Source organism: Archangium minus, assembly GCF_044360475.1.
Lineage (GTDB): Bacteria > Myxococcota > Myxococcia > Myxococcales > Myxococcaceae > Archangium > Archangium minus.
Window position 1 is genome coordinate 5,778,478 of the sequence record NZ_CP043494.1, and the last position, 17,492, is coordinate 5,795,969.

Consider the following 17,492-nt stretch of genomic DNA (forward strand, 5'->3'; position numbering starts at 1 on the left):
GATCAACTCCTCCGCATCGTCGCCACGGCATCCCGGGCGTGGAACATGGGGATGAAGCCGAGCTCCTCTTCTGCTCGTTCGCCGTTAGCGACCCATCCGTAATGCATGTAGTCGAGTAGGGCGGTGGGGAATCCCGGTCCCCCCAACGTGGACATCGTCCTCAGGGCTGCACGGTAGAGCGGTCCAGGCAGAGGGAGCGGCTGGCCGCCCGCCTGTCGGATGAGGCCGGAGAGCGGCAGCACCCCGCGACCGACGATGTTGAACTCGCCCTCCGCGTTGGCGCTCAAGGCCTGGTAGAGCGCCCGGGCGGCGTCCTCCTCGTGGAGGGCCTGCCAGAGCGGATCAAACCCCAGCAGCGTGGGCACCACCCTGCGCGCCACCATGCGGGTGGCCGGGTTGTTCATGTGCGGGCCGAACAGCGGCGCGAAGCGCAGGACGATGACGCGCGTCTCCGGGTGGCGCTCACGGAAGGTGCGCACCTGCTTCTCCACCTCGACCTTGTCGGTGACGAAGCGGCTGCCGGGGCAGCCCAGCAGCGGCGTCTCCTCGCCCAGCAGGGCCGGGTTCTGGCCGCGCGCCCCGTAGAGCGCCGTCATCGAGGGGACGATCAGCCGCGGCACGCGGGCGCGTCCCACGGCGCTCAGCACGTTCATGGTGCCGATGACCTCGAGCTCGTGTGCCAGCGAGCCATCGCGCACTGGCCCATAGAGGAAGGCCAGGTGGTAGAAGACATCCACGGGCAGCTCGGCGAGCACGTCGGACAGCTCGCTCTCCGCGTCGTGCCGCGTGAGGTCTACGCGATGGAAATCCACCTTGTCCCCGGCCGGCTTGGCCACGTCGAGGACCAGGATGCTTTCCACATCGGGGTCTCGCTCCAACAGTGGCAGCAGCAGTCCGCCCAGGTCACCGGCGGCGCCCGTCACCGCGACGCGAAGTCCCCCCTTGCTCGCCTGAGTTGCTTCCATACGGAGGTGGGCGTGATAGCTCAGAAGTTCCACGTTGTCAGCCGCGACGCGTCAGGAATGGTGGCCAACTCCACGGGTCCTGCGCATGATGTGACTTCTCATGGCACGTATTGCCCGTCTCAGTGATGTCCTGATCAACAAGATCGCCGCCGGCGAGGTGGTGGAACGCCCCGCCTCCGTCGTGAAGGAGTTGGTGGAGAATTCCATCGACGCTGGCTCTCACACCGTGCGCGTGTCGCTGGAGCGGGGAGGGCTCGGGCGTATCACTATCTCAGACGATGGGCATGGCATGGGGCCCGACGACGCGCGGCTGTGCCTGGAGCGCCACGCGACGAGCAAGCTGCGCGAGCTGGACGATCTGTTCACCATCAACACCAAGGGGTTCCGGGGCGAGGCGCTGCCGGCCATCGCCTCCGTGTCGCGGTTCACCCTGCACACGGCCGAGCCCGGGGCGCAGGTGGGCACGCGGGTGGTGGTGGAGGGCGGGAGTGATCTACAGGTGGAGGAGGCTCCGCCGCGGGTGGGCACGGTCATCACGGTGGAAGATCTGTTTTTCAACACACCGGCGCGGCGCAAGTTCATGCGGCGCGAGTCCACCGAGCTGCAGCACGCGGAGGAGGCCGTCATCCGGCTGGCGCTGGCGCACCCGGACGTGTCCTTCTTCGTGGAGCATGGGGGCCAGCAGCTCTTCACCAGCCCGGCGAGTCCAGCGGATCCGCGCGAGCGCATCGCCGCGGCGCTGGGGCCGGGGGTGCACCCGCACCTGGTGCCGGTGGAGGAGCGGCGGCTGGGGGTGAGCGTCACCGGGCACATCGCCTCGCCCGAGTACACGCTGCCCAACGCGCGCGGCATCTACACCTTCGTCAACCGCCGCTACATCCGGGATCGCGGCCTCAACAGCGCCATTCAGCGAGCCTTCCAGGAGTTCCTCGCGGCCGGGCGCCAGCCGGTGGTGGTGCTGTTCATCGACGTGGATCCCCGGGCGGTGGACGTGAACGTGCACCCGCAGAAGCAGGAGGTGCGCTTCGCGGACGGCAAGGGCGTGGGCGACACGGTGCACGCGGCCCTCTCGCGCGCGCTCCGAGCCGCTCCCTGGCTGGGGAACAAGGGGGAGGGTGGGGGACCCGAGCAGCCCCGACAGGCCGCCCACTACGCCATGGCGGTGGAGCGCTTCCTCACCCGTGCGCAGGAGGCCACCTGGGGCGCGCCGCTGCCGCTGCCGGGCACCCAGGATGCTCCCGCGGCGGGCCCTTCGGAGTCGCCCTTCGCCGCCATGTCCATGCCCCTGCCCGCGGCGTCCGGCTCCAGCTTCGCGCCCGTCACGCCGTTGGCGCCGGGGCGCTCGCCCGCCTTCGGACAGGCCCTGCCTCAGCTCAACGAGGCGCCGCCTCCGGGTTACTTCGGTGCGCTGCGGCCCATGGGGGTGCTGGGTGAGCGCTTCCACGTGTGCGAGGGGCCGGGGGGCACTCTGGTGGTGCTCGACGCACACGCGGCCCTGGAGCGGGCCCGGCTGATGACCTTCCAGCGGATGCTGGAGCGGGAGGAGCCCCCAGTGCCCACGCTCTTCGGTGCCACCGTGGAGCTGCCGGTGGCGGTGGCGAAGGCGCTGGTGGAGGGACGTGAGGCGCTCGCCCGGCTGGGGCTGGAGGTGGAGCCTTTCGGTGGGACGACGCTGGCGCTCAAGGCGGTGCCGCCCGTGTTGGTGGGGGCGGATGCCCGGGCGCTGCTGGAGGCCCTGGCTCGCGCGCTGCCTCCTCCCGGCGGGGCGCTCGACGCGGTGTCCCTGGCCGAGTCCCTCCGGGTGCTGGCCTGCCACGCCGCGCGCCATGCCGAGGGCCAGCTCACCGAGGGCAAGCTCCGGGCGCTGCTCGGTGAGCTGGACGCGGCGGACTTCCATCCCGCCTGCATCCACGGCACGGTGGTGGTGCTCGAGGTGCCGCTGCTGGAGCTGGAGCGGCGCGCGTTGCGGCCTCCCAACCCGAAAATTTGACCCTCCAAATGTCGCTGCTACGGTGCGCCACCTGCCTGTAGCACCGAGGCGGACTGACGCGAGGAGGAGCGCATGCGCGGCGTGATCACCCTGCGGGACGTGATGGCGAACCTGGGCCTGGTCCGGCGGGAGTTCGGCTCAATGTGCGTGGCACGCTGCCTGCTCGCCGCGCTGTCCCGTCGCCGGACCACGTTTCTTGAAGTCGCGCTGCGCCTGAAGGACTCCTGAGTGATGCGTCGTTTCATCCTGCTCTCCGCCCTGCTCGTCGCCGCGAGCGCCTCCGCTCAGGAGTACGAGGAGCCGCTGGCCCCGCTCAATGGGGTGGGCCGCATCACCGTCCAGGGTGGCTGGCGGTTGACCACGAACAACACCTTCTATGACAGCTTCTACTCGCTGCCGGCCCACCAGGGCATGGCGCGAGCCCCTGTCTCTCCGGGGGGTCCCTTCCTGGCAGGATCCTTCGGGTACTCCGTGTCGGAGCTCTTCGAGCTGGGCATCGACGTATTCGCCACGGCCGAGCAGCTGCGGCTGACGGGCGCTCCCACGCTCACCAACATCACCTATGGCGCACTGATAGGGCTGCGCTTCCAGACGCTGTGGGACATCCTCACGCCCGAGGGCGTGGTGCCCTTCGTGGGCCTGCATACGGGTCCCACCCTGCTGTACTCGCTGGCCAAGGACGTCGGGAACAGGGAGGTCGTCACCCAGGCCTGGGTAGGGAGCGTGGGAGCAACCTTTCGGCTGTCTTCCCGGTGGGGGATTACCGCCGAGTACCGCCTGGCTTTTGCGCGAGGCCAGAGCGTCTTCAACACCCGCCCCGAGTACAAGAACCTCGCCTCCTTCAATGGAGGAGGGAACTGGTTCGCACTGGGCGTGACGTACATGCTGGCGCCGGAACCCTCCCGGCCGTTCAGCCCATTATAAGCAGGGGGTTGCTTCCCTGGTCCCTTGTCCCAACGGAATGCACCCGGAAATTCCTTGGGGCCTGGGGCCTGTTTCCGGGGCCGACACACGACGGGTGTGGAGATTCCACGAACCGCCCGATGGGAGCCCCTACGATGCGCGAAGAGGCCGAGATCATTTCCGGGCCCAACAGGAAGATGTCCATGGCTGCTGCTGAGACGAAGCCTGAGCAAAACAAGGAACTGAGCGAGATCCGTAAGGAGGTCATCGAGGCCCGCAACCTCGTGATCAAGACGGACAGCCTGCTGAAGAACCTTCACGCCGAGGTGAAGGCCATTGGCAAGCGTCACGAGGATCTCCAGAAGCGGCAGTGGATCTCCTCGGGCGTGGCGTATGCCATCTTCGCGGCGTTGTGCGTGGCGGGAGCGGTGGTGGTGACGTCCGCGCGCAGCTCCAGCGCGGGCGCTGAGCGCGAGCGGCTGGAGAAGGCGGTGGCCGAGCTGACGACGCAGCTGGACAAGGCTCGGGCGGAGCAGACGGCGTCGCAGTCGGCCCAGCGTGCGGCGGCCGAGGTCTTCCGGCTGATGACGACGCTGCCGGGTGATGAGCGGCTCAAGGGCGTGGATGAGCTGGTGAAGCTGGACACCTCGAAGCTGACGCAGCTGGAGCGCCACGCGCTCAACGACAAGGCGGCGCAGCTGCGGCGGGAGATCGGCGACGCGGCGTTCGAGCGGGGCAAGGCGGCCTTCCGGCGCAACGACATGAAGTCGACGATCGAGGAGATCAAGCGCTTCGTGGCGATGAACCCGCCGCAGGAGCAGCTGCTGGACGCGTCGTTCTTCCTGGGCGTGGCCTACAACATGGAGAAGAAGCACGACCTGGCGGTGCCGCAGCTGGCGCGCTTCGTCGAGAGCGACAAGAAGGCGAAGAACCGTGACTACGCGATGCTGCTGCTGGCGCAGTCGTACCAGGAGACGGGCGAGCTGGATAAGGCGATCCAGACGGTGATGGACGGCGTGGCGCAGCACCCGGCCAGCGAGTTCATCCCGCAGTTCCGTGGCCGGCTGGCGACGGCGCGTCGGCTGAAGTCGGGTGGCACCGAGGCGGCTCCGGCGGCGGTGCCCGCGGCTGGCCCGGCGGCGGCACCTGCGGCCGTGCCTGCGTCCGCGCCCGCGCCCGCTCCGGCGCAGTAAACAGGCTCTCCACCCCCCCTCCCTCTCCCTCCGGGAGAGGGTCGGGGTGAGGGTATCGAGGGCCCGAGTCCTCGCCTGGAGTGCTGAGGAGCCAACTTCGTAAGTGGGGCGTCGCGGAGAATTGACCTGCGCGTCACGAGGACTTGACGAGGATAGCCAACACTTAGGGTGACTCCCCGCCAACGGAGGCTCCCCATGAATGTCGCGTCCCTCTTGAAGACCCCCCGCGCTGATGCTCCCAAGCCTGGTGCGCTGAAGCTGCTGCGCGTCGAGGCCAGCGTGCTCGCCGAGGCCTTCCTCGGCCCTGCTCGTGAGAGCGTGCTCGCCTTCCGCTTCATGCGTGCGCTGCTGACCCAGGGGGGCAAGGTGGTGCCGCCCCCCGAGAAGCGGGCGCTCGCGTAGTCGAAGCTGAGGGCGATGGTACCTCGGGAGGGGGCATTCCAGGCCCCATGCCCCCGCCCTGCACCTCATCCGGACGTTGCCACGAGAGGCTCAGGGTCGTAAGACGGGCCCCGTGTCCGCGCCCGATCCCCGGAAAGACCCCCGTTTCCGTCCCTTCCGAGCTGCTGCCTACGGCATCTACATCGCCGTGGTGGTGGCGTTCTGCTTGGCGATCACCATCAGCGTGTCACGCTCGGTGGCGGCGATGACGCCGGAGCGCAAGCCCCAGGCGGAGCAGGTGCTGTCCTACCGCGAGTGCCTCGATGCAGCGCAAGAGCTGTGGTCCCAGCTCGAGTCCGAGCGGGAGAAGCTGGTGCGCACCACGCCGGCCAGCAAGGTGGACAGGCAGTGGATGGAGTTCCGGACTGCCTGGCTGCAGCGGGTGACGGATCGCGAGGCTCAGTGCGCGCTCGGCTCGCGCGACCGCACGAGCCTCAAGGAAGTGTTCCGCCGCCTGGAGGAGGTGCAGGACCTCTACACCATCCACGCGGTGCAGTACGCGGGCGAGGTGGGCGGCGCGGTGGACGGGTTGCACGGGGCCTTCTCCGCGGCGCGCAAGAACCCCGCGGCGGGCCGGCTGCCCTGAGCGTTCGCCTGCCTCAGTAGCTCGGCTTCCCGGACGGAGGCCCGTGGAGCCGGGCGTGCAGCGTGTCCGTCATCAAGAACCAAAACTGAACATTTCCGAAGCTGAGGATGTCCCCGTCCCTGATCGTGGCCTCGCGCGTGCCGAGCGACGCCCCGTTGAGGAAGGTGCCGTTGGTGGAGCCGAGATCCTTCACGGTGCAGCGGCCCTGGGGCTCGCTCCAGCGCAGGGTGGCGTGGCGCTTGGACACAGAGCTGTCGTCGATGACGAGGTCGCAGTCGGGCAACCGGCCTACGCCGAGCTCCTCCACGCGGGCCAGCGGGGGGAGGGTGGTGATGAGCAGGTCATCGAACTCGAAGAGGAGCGAGAGCATGCCCTTTTCGATGTCCGACGCGGCGGCCACGCGGGTGGGCTCGAGCACGAGGGACGAGGGCCGGCCCGGCGAGCGTTGGATGAGGACGAAGGGGCCGAGTTGACGGCGGAAGGCCCCGATGGACAGTGACGCGCCGAGCGCGCGGAGTTCCTGGATGGACAGCACGGTGCGTCAGCATGCCAGAAGTCCGGCGGTGGCGGCGTGCGGAAGGTACGTTGTCGCTGGTGCGACGAGCGGGTTTCATTGACCGGGTCGTCAAACCTCTCTTACAGTTTCCCTTTCGGCCTGGGCGCCGCCATGGTGAAGGGCGGCGGCTGGCCCCAGCGATCACCTTTTGCCGTGGGAAGGAGCAGTGTCGATGAGCGGGAGCGGGAACATTCCGATGACTCCCTCGGGTCTGCGGAAGCTGAAGGCGGAGCTGAAGCACCTTCAGACGGTTGAGCGCGGGAAGATCTCCCGGGAGATCGAGGTGGCGCGCGCGCACGGGGACCTGCGTGAGAACGCCGAGTATCACGCGGCCAAGGAGAAGCAGTCGCACATCGAGGGCCGCATCCTGGATCTGAACGACTGGATCGCCCGTGCGGAGGTCATCGATCCGAGCAAGCTGGGTGGGGACAAGGTCGTGTTCGGGGCGACGGTGGACCTGCTGGATGTGGAGACCGACAAGACGGTCACCTACCGTCTGGTGGGCGAGCTGGAGGCGGACCTGAAGAAGCGGTGGATCGCGGTGACGTCGCCGGTGGCCAGGGCGCTCATTGGCAAGAAGGTGGGCGATATCGCCACGGTGCAGAGCCCGGGCGGCACGCGCGAGTACGAGGTGCAGGAGGTCCGTTTCGAGGACCCAGAGGACGAGCCGGTTTCGGAGGGCTGAGGGCCCTCCTGTGGCCAGCCGAACGGGGGAGCGGGCGAAAGCTCGCTCCCCTGTGTCGTTCTAGTGGGCGGAGAGCAGAGCTCGCTTTAGGATGAATCGCTCGGACAGCCCTGTGAACCACCCGCTCGCCAGCCTTGTTGGACCCCTGAAATACGCCTGTAGGAGTGACTTCGCCCATCTGTCGACGGTGAAGGACCTTCGGAGTCTGTTGGAGCGTGCGTTGGCGGGGGCGACGGGGCTGGACGCGGAGGCGCTGAAGCATCTGCGAGCGGCGTTGCCGCACGTGGACCATCCGACGGTGGAGAGGCGCAAGGCGGCGTTGAGGAGGGTGGTAGCGGGGCTCAAACTCAGCGGAGTCCCGCTACCGGAAGAACTGGCGCAGGTAGTGCCCCCCACCACCCCTCTCCCTCCGGGAGAGGGACGGGGTGAGGGTATCGAGAACCCCGGGTTGAGCCGTGCGGAGAGTCGTCCCGAGGGGGTCCCCCCCTGGAAGTCCAAGGATCCGCTTCCCGGGCCCCCGGGAACGCGAACAGCGCCCCCCAGCTCCGTGGTGGAAGGCACCTTGCAGCCCCTGGCCCACCGTCCGGCGGTAGCGCGTCCGACGCTGGTCCCGACCCGGCCGACCCCGACCCGACCCATCCAGCCGCCGCTGGTGAATCCCATGCCGGCGAAGCCCGCGCCAGCGAAACCCGCGCCCGAGGAGAAACAGAAGCCCGGAGCGAAGCGCAAGAAGCGAGCGGCGAAGGGGCAGGAGGAGTCGAGGGCGGAGGCGAAGCTGCTGTCGATCGCGCCGCGCTCAGGGCCGTTGGCGATTCCGCTGAAGACGATGGGCAAGAAGCTGGGCCCGAGGCTGCTGGCGGCGCTGAACAAGAAGGGGCTGAAGCGGGTAGGGGACATCCTCTTCCTGCTGCCGCGCTGCTACGAGGATCGACGGAAGCTGCAGACAATCGCCGAGCTGATGCCTGGGGAGCGAGGGGTGACGGTGGGCGAGGTGAAGCTGGCGGACTTCGTGCCGAGCCGGACGGGGAAGCGCTACTTCCGGGCGGTGGTGGCGGACCGCTCGGGGAGCATCGCGGCGACGTACTTCAACGCGGGCCCGTGGCTGAAAGCACGCTTCCCGGTGGGCAAGAGGCTGGTGCTGTCCGGGGAGGTGCGCGCGTCGCTGTCGGGGCGTGAGATGGCGCACCCGGAGATCGAGCCGGCGGAGGACCTCGAGGTGTCCTCGGTGCACTTCAACCGGATCGTCCCGGTGTACCCGGGCTTCGAGCGGGGCGATCAGCGGATGTTCCGGGAGCTGGCGTCGGTGGTGAGCGAGTCCTACTCGAACCACGTGGAGGAGCCGCTGCCGGAGTCGCTGCGGAGGAAGCTGGAGCTGATGACGCTGCCGGAGGCGCTGCGGGCCATCCACTTCCCGGCGGGAGACGCGGATCCGGAGATGCTGGATCGGCACCTGAGCCCGGCGCACCGGAGGCTGGCGTTCGACGAGCTCTTCTTCCTGCAGTTGGGGGTGGGGCTGAAGCGGCAGGGGGTGAAGCAGGAGAAGGGCATCACCTTCGACGTGTCGGCGCCGCGGATGGAGAAGGCGCGCGGGGCGCTGCCATTCCAGCTCACGGGGGCGCAGAAGCGGGTCATCGAGGAAGTGGCGCGGGACATGGGCCGCACCGAGCCGATGAACCGGCTGGTGCAGGGCGACGTGGGCTCGGGGAAGACGGCGGTGGCGGTGGTGGCGTCGCTGTTGGCGTTGCAGGACGGCTACCAGGTGGCGGTGATGGCGCCCACGGAGATCCTCGCGGAGCAGCACGAGCGCACGTTCCGCAAGCTGCTGGAGCCACTGGGCTACAAGGTCGGCCTGGTCAGCGCGGCGGGGACGGCGAAGCGCAAGCGGGAGATCCGCGAGGCGGTGGCGCGAGGGGAGATCCACCTGGCGGTAGGGACGCACGCGCTCATCCAGCAGGACGTGGGCTTCCAGAAGCTGGGCTTCGTGGTGATCGACGAGCAGCACCGGTTCGGAGTGCTGCAGCGGCACACGCTGATGAGCAAGGGCGTGTTCCCGGACGTGCTGGTGATGACGGCGACGCCGATTCCGCGCACGCTGGCGATGACGCTGTACGGGGACCTGGACGTGTCGGTCATCGACGAGCTGCCGCCTGGGCGCACGCCGGTGAAGACGCGGGTCTTCAACGACAAGCAGCGGGCGCGCGTGTACGAGGCGGTGGCGTCCGAGGTGCAGAAGGGCCACCAGGCCTACGTGGTGTACCCGCTGGTGGAGGAGTCGGAGAAGCTGGACCTGGAGGACGCCACGCGCGGGGCGGACAAGCTGCGGCAGGTGTTCCCGGGCGTGGAGGTGGGGCTGCTCCACGGGCGGATGAAGCCCGAGGAGAAGGATCTGGTGATGGACGCCTTCCGGGCGGGGAGCATCCAGATCCTCGTGTGCACCACGGTGGTGGAGGTGGGCGTGGACGTGCCGAACGCGTCGGTGATGGTCATCGAGTCCGCGGAGCGCTTTGGCCTGTCGCAGCTGCACCAGCTGCGTGGCCGCGTGGGCCGGGGCGCGGCGGTGAGCTACTGCTACCTGGTGGCGAACCTGGCGCGCTCCTCGATGGACTCCTCGGAGCGGCTGGGCGTGATGGAGCACAGCAGCGACGGCTTCGTCATCGCGGAGAAGGACCTGGAGATCCGGGGTCCGGGCGAGTTCCTCGGCACGCGCCAGAGCGGCCTGCCGGAGTTGGCGGTGGCGAACCTCGCGCGAGACGGAGATCTGCTGTCGCTGGCCCAGGAGGAGGCCCGGAGGATCCTCGCGAAGGATCCGCGGCTCGAGGCCGCCGAGCACCAGGGCCTGGTGAAGGCGCTCGAGGAGCGCTGGGAGGGTCGGCTGGCCCTCGCGCGGGTCGGGTAGGGCGGGGCTTCACGTCCCATCCGACGGGAGCCGCACGGTGAGGCGGGCGCCGTGGCCCTCGCTGTCAGTCTGAACGGTTCCGCTGTGCAGCTCCACGAGGTAGCGCACGATGGACAGCCCCAGACCCTGGCTCCCATGCTTCTGGGGGGCGCAGCCCTCCGCACCGACCACCTCCAGCGCCACATGCGCCTCCTCGCGCCGCAACCGGACCGTCACCTGTCCGCCCTCCGGTGTGAACTTGATGGCGAGGGACAGGAGGCTCCACGCCACTTGCTGGAGCCGGCGGCGGTCCCCCCGGACAGGGTCCAGGACGGGCTCCAGCTGGGGCTCGATGCGGATGTCCCGGGCCTCCGCCACGGGACGCACTGCGTCCAGCGCGGCCTCCACCACGGGGGCCAGTGACACCAGTTGCATCTCCAGGCGCATCTTCCCGGCGACGAGGCGCGAGAGATCCAACAGATCGTCGACGAGCTGCGCCTGGACCCTGGCGCTGCGCTCCACCGTCTCCAAGGCGTGCGCCTGCTTCTCGGGGGAGATCATGTTGGCGCGCAGGATGCTGGTCCACCCGAGGATGGTCGTGAGCGGTGTGCGCAGCTCGTGCGCGACGGTGGCCAGGAATTCGTCCTTGGTGCGGTTGGCCTCCTCGGCCCGATCGCGCGCCTGCTCCGCCATCCAGCGCGCGCGCACCTGCGCCGATATCTCGAAGGCGAACGCGGCCACGCCGTCCACTCGTCCGACGGCGTTGCGCAGCGGCTGGCAGGTGAGGTGGAAGAGGAGCTCCTCGCGCTGGCCGTTGGGGCCCTCCACCCAGAGAGACACCTGCTCCAGGACGAAGGGGGAGCCGGTGACGTAGACCCGATCCAACACCTCAAGCAGGCTCTGACCCTCCAGCTCTGACAAGGCCTCGCGGGCGGGCCGGCCGAGCATCTGCCGCCCTCCATGGAGCTGGCGGTGGCGGGGGTTGGACAGCTCGAAGATGTGCTGGGGCCCGCGCGTCACGAAGGCCACGGCGGGAGCGCACATCACGAGCGCATGCAGGCGGGCATACTCGGTCTCCACCTGCTTGAGTGGTGTCACGTCCCGGAGCAGCACGAGCAGTCCCTCCCGAGTGGGGAACACCCGGACCTCCAGCCAGGCGCCCAGGGCCTCGAGGTACTCCTCCACCGTCTCGGGGATGCCCTCCGCGAGCGCGCGCTGGCAGGCCCGGCCGAGCTCCGTCTGCTTCAGCTCCGGCAACACCGTCCACAGGCACTGACCCAGGAGCTCATGCCGAGAGCGTGTCAGGATGTGCTCGGCGCTGGTGTTGATGTAGGTAGGCCGTCCCTGGACGTCGAGTGCGAGCACTCCGTCCGTGACGACATCGAGGAGTTGATCGAGCCGTGGGGGAGCGGAGCTGGGTAGGTCCATCAAGGGAAGCATGCAAGGAAGCGTGACAGGTCGTTCTCGCGACTGCCCGCCCCCATTGGCTCCCAGCGCACGGCAGTGAACGGGGAAGGTCAGAACTGCGCGAGTGCTCGGACCCTCATCGTTGGGCGGCTCACACCTGAGGCGTGTGGTGCAACGCCACAGTCCCGAAGTGCCACAGTCCTTGGGGCGGGGGTCCGAGTTGTGGCGGGACGCCACAACGGTTACCAGGCAACCTCCTTGGGGCTCCGATGGTTGGAGGCTGGCACATCCGTGGCAAGATGTTCCCTTGTCATGATCAACCGTGTGGAGACGTTGAAGAGAGAGCATGGCCAACTGCGTGTGCTCCTCCGGGCCTGCGACACTGCGAGCCCCGTGGAGTTACCCGGCCTGCTGCGGCAGCTCCATGACGTCTTCGTGCCTCACCAGCGGGCCAAGGATCAGCTCTACGAGGCTGTGGTTGCCTCCCGCCCGGACGCGAGCACGCTCACGCTGCTGAACATCTTCCGCACCAACCTGTCGGTGATGTCCAACGCGGTGCTGGGCTTTCTCGTGAACGTGGACTCGGATCCGGAGCGGCTTGGGCAGCGTTTTCGTACGGTGTCCAACGCCCTGCGCTCCCTGATGGACACCGAAGAGAAGACCGTTTTCCCGCTGTGCCTTCGCCAGAGCGCCAGCCCTCGGCCTGCTCAGGTGATTCGCTTCGAGACCCTCTCCTCTCCGCCGCGGCGGGATGGTGGACGATGAACTCCCGACTTCCTCAGGATCTCTCGGTGCTCGACGACACCGAGCGGCTGTCCTCCTTCGATACGTCGCTGCTGGATTCCACGCCGGACCCAGAGCTCCAGGCGATCGTCTCCGAGGCGACGGCGTTGAGCGGATTTCCGATCTCGCTGGTGAGCCTGGTGGTGCGGAAGATCCAGTTCTTCCGAGCGCACGTGGGGCTGCCGCCGGATCTCGTGGCGGCATTGGCCACGGATCGCTGCACGTCCTTCTGCCAGTTCGTCGTGGCGGGTGAGGATGGACTGGAGATCGAGGACGCGACGTCCCTGCCCGACCTGCCCAGGGATTTGGTGGAGCGTTACGGCATCCGGGCCTACGTGGGCTTTCCGTTGCGAGTGATGGGTCGGACGGTGGGCTCGCTCTGCGTGATCGACGTGAAGCCGGCGCGGCTGGAGGCGGAGGTCCTAGCGAAGCTGGATGAGCTGGCCCAGCGCGCGAGCGCTCGATTGGAGAGCCTGGCGTGCCAGAAACCCGTCTACACGCCGCTCTCCGAGGCCGACCAGAAGGCCTGGCGAGCCTGGATGGAGGTCGCCGAGCTCCGGCCCCTGCTGAGCCTCGGCGAGCGGTTCTCTGAGGGGAAGCTCTCGCTCGAGGAGTTCCAACGGGGCCTCGGGGCCCTGGCGGGGCTGGTGGCTCCGCCGCCCGTCCAATCGCCTGAGCGATAGCAAGTCATCCCCTCTCCCTCTGGGAGAGGGCGAGGGTGAGGGTATCCAGACCCCGGGATCTCACCCGAGGATCGAAGCCACGAGGGCCGTCCAATCAGTGCCAGGAGGAAGACGTCCCTCCGCGTGCTCAGGACGCCCCCCTCCGCGTCCACCCGCGACCTCAGCGGCACGCTTAAGGAAGGCGCCACAACCGAAGCTGGAGCCACTGCCGCGAGTAATCAACACCGCCAGTCCCTCGGGAGAGCGGCCGGCGAGCAACACCACCGCCTCGGGTCGGCTCGTGAGGCGGGCGGCGACGGAGCGCAGGTACTCGGGAGTAGCCCCCTCAAGTACCGCCACCACACGCTTGTCCGGGGATTGCTCCAACTGCGTGGCGAGCTCGGCGGCAGTAGCCTCTGCAAGCTTTGCCCGAGCGGCCCCGAGCGACTCACGGACATCGGTGAGATCACGACGCAGCTTGTCCACGGAGGCCGGCACGTCAAGTGGTCCGCACGAGAAGGCCCGGCCCAGCGAGCGCAGCGTCCCAGCCTCTTCCCACAGCTCGGTCCGGGCGCGGCGGCCCGCGGAGAAGAGGACGCGGCCCTTGCCCTTGTAGCGCTCCACTCCCACCACGCGCACCATGCCCACCTGCGCCGAGCGCGTGCAGTGAGTTCCGCCGCAGGGCGACACATCGAACTCGCCAATCTGCACCACGCGGATGTTGTCCGTCACCTTGGGGGCACGGCGCAGGGGAAGGGCGGCCAGCTCCTCGGGGGTGGGGAAGAAGGAGCGGATGGCGATGTCGTCATCGATGACGGAGTTGACCAGGTCCTCGGCCTCCGCGACGCGCCGCTCGTCGAGCACATCCAGGTCCACGTCGATGGTGCACACCGTCTCGCCCAGCCGGGAGGACACAGTCTGGGCGTTGGCCACGTCCACCAGCGCGCGTGACAGCATGTGCTGGCCGGTGTGCAGCGCCATGTGAACGCGGCGGCGGATGCGGTCGATCTCCCCGGACAGCTCGGCGCCGACCTCGGGGAGCCCGGTGCCCTCGGGCAGCTCCAGCACGTGGTGCACAACGCCCGTGTCGTCCACCTGCACGTCGCGCAGGGCGAGGCCTCCGAGCACGCCGCGGTCGGCCATCTGGCCGCCGGCCTCGGGGTAGAAGGCGGTGCGGTCGAGCACGAGGGAGGGGGCACCATTCCACGTGCCATGCGCGACGACGCGTCCAGTGAAGCGGAAGAGGAAGGGATCGCTGAAGTAGAGGCGCTCGGTGGAAGTCATGGCTCGGGGAGGAATAACACGCCTCGGGAGCCAGGTATTGCAGCGCCCTGCGCCGGCGAGACTACTTGGGCCCGTAGCGCGTCTTGAGCTCGGCCATGGACAGGCCGCTCCACCGGGAGAGCAGCTCCACCACGTCCTTGGCGTGCAGGAAGTAGAGCGTGTCTCCGGCGAACACGGAGAGGAATACGCCGCCGCAGTGGGGCAGCTTGGCGCCGCTCGATTCGAGGTAGTCCACGAGGCGCGGCATCGTGTAGTCGAGCAGGTAAGAGCGGACGTTCTCGGCGGGGAGGACGAGCTCGTAGCTGGTGGAACCGGAGAGCTCATCGCCCTCCTGGTCGCGGATGCGCGCGATGGCCTGGTTGGCCTCGAGAGCGGGCGCGCGGTCGAAGGCGAGGCGGAGCAGTTCGTCGGCGGCGGCGTCCATGCGTGAATCCTCCTGTGCGGATTCCCACCACGCCCTAACGGCGAGCGCAAGAGACTTCCCGCGCCGAAGTCATGGCAGCCGCCTGGGGAAGCGGCGGCCCGCGCTGCGATTGGCCCCCTCTCTGTCACTCCCTTTGTTCACATCGCACCGATGGACGGGACGACGGGGTGGGGAATGATTCCCATGCTGAACAACACCATGAGAGCCCTCACATGTTTTTTCGGTGTGCTAGCGCTGGTGTTGGGATGGCCCGCCTGGGCGGTTTCCTACCCGTCAGTCTGGGCCGTGAGCACGATGGAGAAGGTGCGGCCGCAGACGGCACCGGGTACCCGCTCGAGCGTGCAGCTGTTCGCCGCGCGCAATGAGTTCGTCTCCTTCCAAGTGGGACTGCACGGAGGGGACTCGGGATGGAGTGGGGTGAGCGCGAGCCTCCCCGCGTTGGAGGGCCCCGCGCGCATCGAGGGCGCCGACATCGTCCTCTACCGGGAGGCCCTGCTGCTCGTCACGGTTCCGTCCACGCAGCACTCGGAGGCGGGGTGGTGGCCGGACGGACTGGTGCCGGACGTGGACGAGACCTTGGGAGAGAAGCGCCAGGCCTTCCCGATGGATGTGCCTGCGCGGGAGTCGCGCGCCCTCTGGGTGGACGTGCACGTGCCAATAGATGCCCCTCCGGGCGAGTACCGCGGCACGGTCGAGGTGGTGGGGATGGGCTACCGCGCGCAGGTGGACGTGTCCCTCACGGTGGTGGACTGGGTGATGCCGAGCACGTCGTCGCTGCGGACGAACTTCCTCCTGTGGACGCCCGCCGTGTGCAAGGCGTTTACCGGCCAGCGGGAGTGCTCGCGGGAGGACCAGCTGCGGTTGTTGTCTTACTTCCATAAGCTGGGGCTCGAGCACCGCATCACGCTCTCCAGCCACTTCGATACCCATGAGATCCCGGATTGGACCACCTTCGAGACCTGGTGGGATCCATTCCTCTGGGGGACCGCGCCCCTGCGCCTGCCCGGTGCGCGGATGACGAGCGTGCAGTTCTTGGGGCAACCCACCCCCGCGCAGCGCGCCGACTATCTCGCCCAGTTGGGAGCGCGCGGCCTGCTGCCCCTCTCCTTCACCGTCGTGGGGGACGAGCCTCCCTGGCACTCCTCGTTCGAGGAGGTGCGCGCGCGCGCCACGCTGTCGAGGCAGCTGACGCCGCAGCTGCGGACGATGCTGACCATCTACTCCCTCGAGGACCTGGAGCGGTGGGGGCTGTCCGATCTCATCGACATCGCCGTGGTGATGGTGGACAGCATCTTCTCGACGCGGGTGCTGTCCGAGAGGGCCGGTACTCCCTCTCCCTACGAGGCATTCCTCCGCCGGCCCAACCGAGAGCTGTGGCTCTACCAGAGCTGCTACAACCACGGCTGTGGTGGCTCTCGGCCCGAGAACGTGCCGGGGCAGGGTTGGCCCTCGTACATGATGGATCGCCCGGCCGCGAAGGCTCGGGCCCTGGAGTGGATCTCCTTCCAGATGGGGGCGACGGGTGAGCTCTACTACCAGGTGGCGGAGATGCTCTCCACGGCCTGGACGAACCAGTACACCTACGGCGGCAATGGGGACGGGACGCTCTTCTACCCGGGGACGGTCCCCGTCATTGGAGGAACCGTGGACGTGCCGTTGCCCTCCCTGCGGCTCAAGCTGATCCGCCAGGGGCTGCAGGACTACGAGTGGCTGAAGCGGGTGGGCGAAGCGGATCCGGCATTCGCGCACGAGGTGGCACGAGAGGTCGTCCCCGCTCCCTGGCGGGTCCCCGACGATGGCGAGCTCTTCGAGCGGGCCCGCGTGCGGCTGATCCAACGCTACCTCCTGATGATCGGCGCCGAGGTTCCCGAAGCCATGGACACCTACCTGAGTGAGCACCCCGGCCTGCCGTCGCGAGACGTGATTGAGCCCGTCCGCCTTGAGCAGTGAGGCGGGGGAGGAAGGGCCGTCCGGTGAACGAGGGAGCGGGAAAGGGCCTGCATCGGATTCACCGCGTGGTTAGGCTAGGCCCCATGGGTGACGTGGCGCTCGCGGAGGCACTTCGGCGGCAGGGCATCTCCAACACACGTGTGCTGGAGGTGATCCGGGACCTCGAACGGGCGGAGTTCGTTCCAGAGTCGATGCGGAGCTCGGCGGGGGAGGACGCGCCGCTGCCCATCGGCCACGGGCAGACGATCAGCCAACCGTTCATCGTGGCCTTCATGACACAGGCCTTGAACCCCCAGCCTGGGGAGCGGGTGTTGGAGATTGGAACGGGCTCCGGCTACCAGACGGCCGTGCTCTCGCGGCTGTGTGGTGAGGTGTACACCGTCGAGACCGTTCCCGAGCTCGCCGAGTCGGCCCGCGAGCGGCTAGGCCGGTTGGGTCTCAACAACATCCACTACCTGGTAGGCGACGGCACGGCTGGCTGGCCGGAGGTCGCGCCCTTTGACGCCATCATCGGCACGGCGGCGCCAGAGCGGCTTCCCCCCGCCCTCTACCAGCAGCTCCGGCCGGGCGGTCGCCTGGTCCTGCCAGTGGGCCCGAGGCATGGAGCGCAGGAGCTGATCCGCATCACTCGGCCGCTTGCGGGGGAGACACCCACGGTGGAGAAGCTGCTGTCGGTGCGCTTCGTCCCGATGACGAGCACGCCGCCGCCGCGGTTGCTGCACTGAGGCTGCCTCCTCTCCCTGTGGAGAGATGTCGTGCATTGCTCGGGTGGAGCGGGGCCGCTAACC

At 68.5% G+C, this 17,492-nt stretch carries 17 protein-coding genes; 12 read left to right on the forward strand and 5 right to left on the reverse strand.

What is annotated here, in order from left to right; all coding sequences use genetic code 11:
* Nucleotides 1-2: 2 nt before the first annotated feature.
* On the reverse strand, nt 3-965 hold the full coding sequence (locus F0U60_RS23675; protein WP_395823551.1) for an NAD-dependent epimerase/dehydratase family protein: 963 nt from the start codon (nt 963-965) through the stop codon (nt 3-5).
* Between the two features lie 100 nt (nt 966-1,065).
* Here F0U60_RS23675 and mutL point away from each other — a divergent pair, with 100 nt between their 5' ends.
* The 6 genes from mutL to F0U60_RS23705 all read left to right on the forward strand — a co-directional run bounded on the left by mutL (nt 1,066) and on the right by F0U60_RS23705 (nt 6,078).
* Nucleotides 1,066-2,955: a DNA mismatch repair endonuclease MutL gene (mutL, locus tag F0U60_RS23680; RefSeq protein WP_395823553.1), complete on the forward strand. Its 1,890-nt coding sequence runs from the start codon at nt 1,066-1,068 to the stop codon at nt 2,953-2,955.
* Nucleotides 2,956-3,027: 72 nt separating this feature from the next.
* Complete coding sequence (locus F0U60_RS23685; protein WP_203404273.1) at nt 3,028-3,183, forward strand: hypothetical protein; 156 nt, start codon at nt 3,028-3,030, stop codon at nt 3,181-3,183.
* Nucleotides 3,184-3,186: 3 nt separating this feature from the next.
* Nucleotides 3,187-3,879 carry a hypothetical protein gene (locus tag F0U60_RS23690; RefSeq protein ID WP_395823555.1) on the forward strand — a complete coding sequence of 231 codons (693 nt, stop codon included), beginning with the start codon at nt 3,187-3,189 and terminating at the stop codon, nt 3,877-3,879.
* A 134-nt stretch (nt 3,880-4,013) separates the two neighbouring features.
* Entirely contained in the window at nt 4,014-5,051 is a 1,038-nt protein-coding gene (locus F0U60_RS23695) for a tol-pal system YbgF family protein (protein WP_395823557.1), read from the forward strand.
* A gap of 195 nt (nt 5,052-5,246) precedes the next feature.
* A complete protein-coding gene (locus F0U60_RS23700) occupies nt 5,247-5,453 on the forward strand; it encodes a hypothetical protein (protein ID WP_395823559.1) in 207 nt (68 codons plus the stop codon).
* A gap of 112 nt (nt 5,454-5,565) precedes the next feature.
* The gene (locus F0U60_RS23705) at nt 5,566-6,078 is read left to right on the forward strand and encodes a hypothetical protein (RefSeq protein ID WP_395823561.1); all 513 of its coding nucleotides are present in this window, start codon (nt 5,566-5,568) and stop codon (nt 6,076-6,078) included.
* A 13-nt stretch (nt 6,079-6,091) separates the two neighbouring features.
* On the opposite strand, the gene F0U60_RS23710 is transcribed toward F0U60_RS23705, so the two are convergent.
* Nucleotides 6,092-6,613, reverse strand: coding sequence for an FHA domain-containing protein (locus F0U60_RS23710; protein ID WP_395823563.1), 522 nt, complete (start codon nt 6,611-6,613; stop codon nt 6,092-6,094).
* A gap of 193 nt (nt 6,614-6,806) precedes the next feature.
* Here F0U60_RS23710 and greA point away from each other — a divergent pair, with 193 nt between their 5' ends.
* Entirely contained in the window at nt 6,807-7,319 is a 513-nt protein-coding gene (greA, locus tag F0U60_RS23715) for a transcription elongation factor GreA (RefSeq protein WP_395823565.1), read from the forward strand.
* 91 nt (nt 7,320-7,410) lie between these two features.
* Nucleotides 7,411-10,215, forward strand: a complete 2,805-nt coding sequence (gene recG, locus F0U60_RS23720) for an ATP-dependent DNA helicase RecG (RefSeq protein ID WP_395823567.1) — start codon at nt 7,411-7,413, stop codon at nt 10,213-10,215.
* 9 nt (nt 10,216-10,224) lie between these two features.
* Here the strand turns inward: recG and F0U60_RS23725 are convergent, their stop codons facing one another.
* Nucleotides 10,225-11,622 (reverse strand): PAS domain-containing protein, encoded by a 1,398-nt coding sequence (locus F0U60_RS23725; protein ID WP_395825408.1) that lies wholly within the window; start codon nt 11,620-11,622, stop codon nt 10,225-10,227.
* A gap of 291 nt (nt 11,623-11,913) precedes the next feature.
* Between F0U60_RS23725 and F0U60_RS23730 the strand changes: the two genes are divergently transcribed.
* Together F0U60_RS23730 and F0U60_RS23735 are read left to right on the forward strand one after the other, a co-directional pair.
* Nucleotides 11,914-12,366: a hemerythrin domain-containing protein gene (locus tag F0U60_RS23730; protein WP_395823569.1), complete on the forward strand. Its 453-nt coding sequence runs from the start codon at nt 11,914-11,916 to the stop codon at nt 12,364-12,366.
* Nucleotides 12,363-13,067 (forward strand): GAF domain-containing protein, encoded by a 705-nt coding sequence (locus F0U60_RS23735; protein ID WP_395823571.1) that lies wholly within the window; start codon nt 12,363-12,365, stop codon nt 13,065-13,067. The genes F0U60_RS23730 and F0U60_RS23735 overlap by 4 nt, the downstream gene beginning before the upstream one ends.
* Before the next feature lie 60 nt (nt 13,068-13,127).
* Here F0U60_RS23735 and F0U60_RS23740 read toward each other — a convergent pair whose 3' ends face one another.
* Nucleotides 13,128-14,330: a DHHA1 domain-containing protein gene (locus F0U60_RS23740; protein ID WP_395823573.1), complete on the reverse strand. Its 1,203-nt coding sequence runs from the start codon at nt 14,328-14,330 to the stop codon at nt 13,128-13,130.
* Between the two features lie 61 nt (nt 14,331-14,391).
* A complete protein-coding gene (locus F0U60_RS23745; protein ID WP_395823575.1) occupies nt 14,392-14,754 on the reverse strand; it encodes an STAUR_1299 family protein in 363 nt (120 codons plus the stop codon).
* A 294-nt stretch (nt 14,755-15,048) separates the two neighbouring features.
* Between F0U60_RS23745 and F0U60_RS23750 the strand changes: the two genes are divergently transcribed.
* Both F0U60_RS23750 and F0U60_RS23755 read left to right on the forward strand, forming a co-directional pair.
* Nucleotides 15,049-16,704, forward strand: a complete 1,656-nt coding sequence (locus F0U60_RS23750) for a glycoside hydrolase domain-containing protein (RefSeq protein ID WP_395825411.1) — start codon at nt 15,049-15,051, stop codon at nt 16,702-16,704.
* An 83-nt stretch (nt 16,705-16,787) separates the two neighbouring features.
* Nucleotides 16,788-17,429 (forward strand): protein-L-isoaspartate(D-aspartate) O-methyltransferase, encoded by a 642-nt coding sequence (locus tag F0U60_RS23755; RefSeq protein WP_395823577.1) that lies wholly within the window; start codon nt 16,788-16,790, stop codon nt 17,427-17,429.
* The last annotated feature ends 63 nt before the right edge of the window (nt 17,430-17,492 follow it).

What these genes read in the sequence shown, in the direction of transcription:
- F0U60_RS23675 (WP_395823551.1), bottom strand. Translation starts at nt 965, where the DNA reads ATGGAAGCAACTCAGGCGAGCAAGGGGGGACTTCGCGTCGCGGTGACG.
- mutL (WP_395823553.1), top strand. Translation starts at nt 1,066, where the DNA reads ATGGCACGTATTGCCCGTCTCAGTGATGTCCTGATCAACAAGATCGCC.
- F0U60_RS23685 (WP_203404273.1), top strand. Translation starts at nt 3,028, where the DNA reads ATGCGCGGCGTGATCACCCTGCGGGACGTGATGGCGAACCTGGGCCTG.
- F0U60_RS23690 (WP_395823555.1), top strand. Translation starts at nt 3,187, where the DNA reads ATGCGTCGTTTCATCCTGCTCTCCGCCCTGCTCGTCGCCGCGAGCGCC.
- F0U60_RS23695 (WP_395823557.1), top strand. Translation starts at nt 4,014, where the DNA reads ATGCGCGAAGAGGCCGAGATCATTTCCGGGCCCAACAGGAAGATGTCC.
- F0U60_RS23700 (WP_395823559.1), top strand. Translation starts at nt 5,247, where the DNA reads ATGAATGTCGCGTCCCTCTTGAAGACCCCCCGCGCTGATGCTCCCAAG.
- greA (WP_395823565.1), top strand. Translation starts at nt 6,807, where the DNA reads ATGAGCGGGAGCGGGAACATTCCGATGACTCCCTCGGGTCTGCGGAAG.
- recG (WP_395823567.1), top strand. Translation starts at nt 7,411, where the DNA reads ATGAATCGCTCGGACAGCCCTGTGAACCACCCGCTCGCCAGCCTTGTT.
- F0U60_RS23725 (WP_395825408.1), bottom strand. Translation starts at nt 11,622, where the DNA reads ATGGACCTACCCAGCTCCGCTCCCCCACGGCTCGATCAACTCCTCGAT.
- F0U60_RS23730 (WP_395823569.1), top strand. Translation starts at nt 11,914, where the DNA reads ATGATCAACCGTGTGGAGACGTTGAAGAGAGAGCATGGCCAACTGCGT.
- F0U60_RS23735 (WP_395823571.1), top strand. Translation starts at nt 12,363, where the DNA reads ATGAACTCCCGACTTCCTCAGGATCTCTCGGTGCTCGACGACACCGAG.
- F0U60_RS23740 (WP_395823573.1), bottom strand. Translation starts at nt 14,330, where the DNA reads ATGACTTCCACCGAGCGCCTCTACTTCAGCGATCCCTTCCTCTTCCGC.
- F0U60_RS23745 (WP_395823575.1), bottom strand. Translation starts at nt 14,754, where the DNA reads ATGGACGCCGCCGCCGACGAACTGCTCCGCCTCGCCTTCGACCGCGCG.
- F0U60_RS23750 (WP_395825411.1), top strand. Translation starts at nt 15,049, where the DNA reads ATGGAGAAGGTGCGGCCGCAGACGGCACCGGGTACCCGCTCGAGCGTG.
- F0U60_RS23755 (WP_395823577.1), top strand. Translation starts at nt 16,788, where the DNA reads ATGGGTGACGTGGCGCTCGCGGAGGCACTTCGGCGGCAGGGCATCTCC.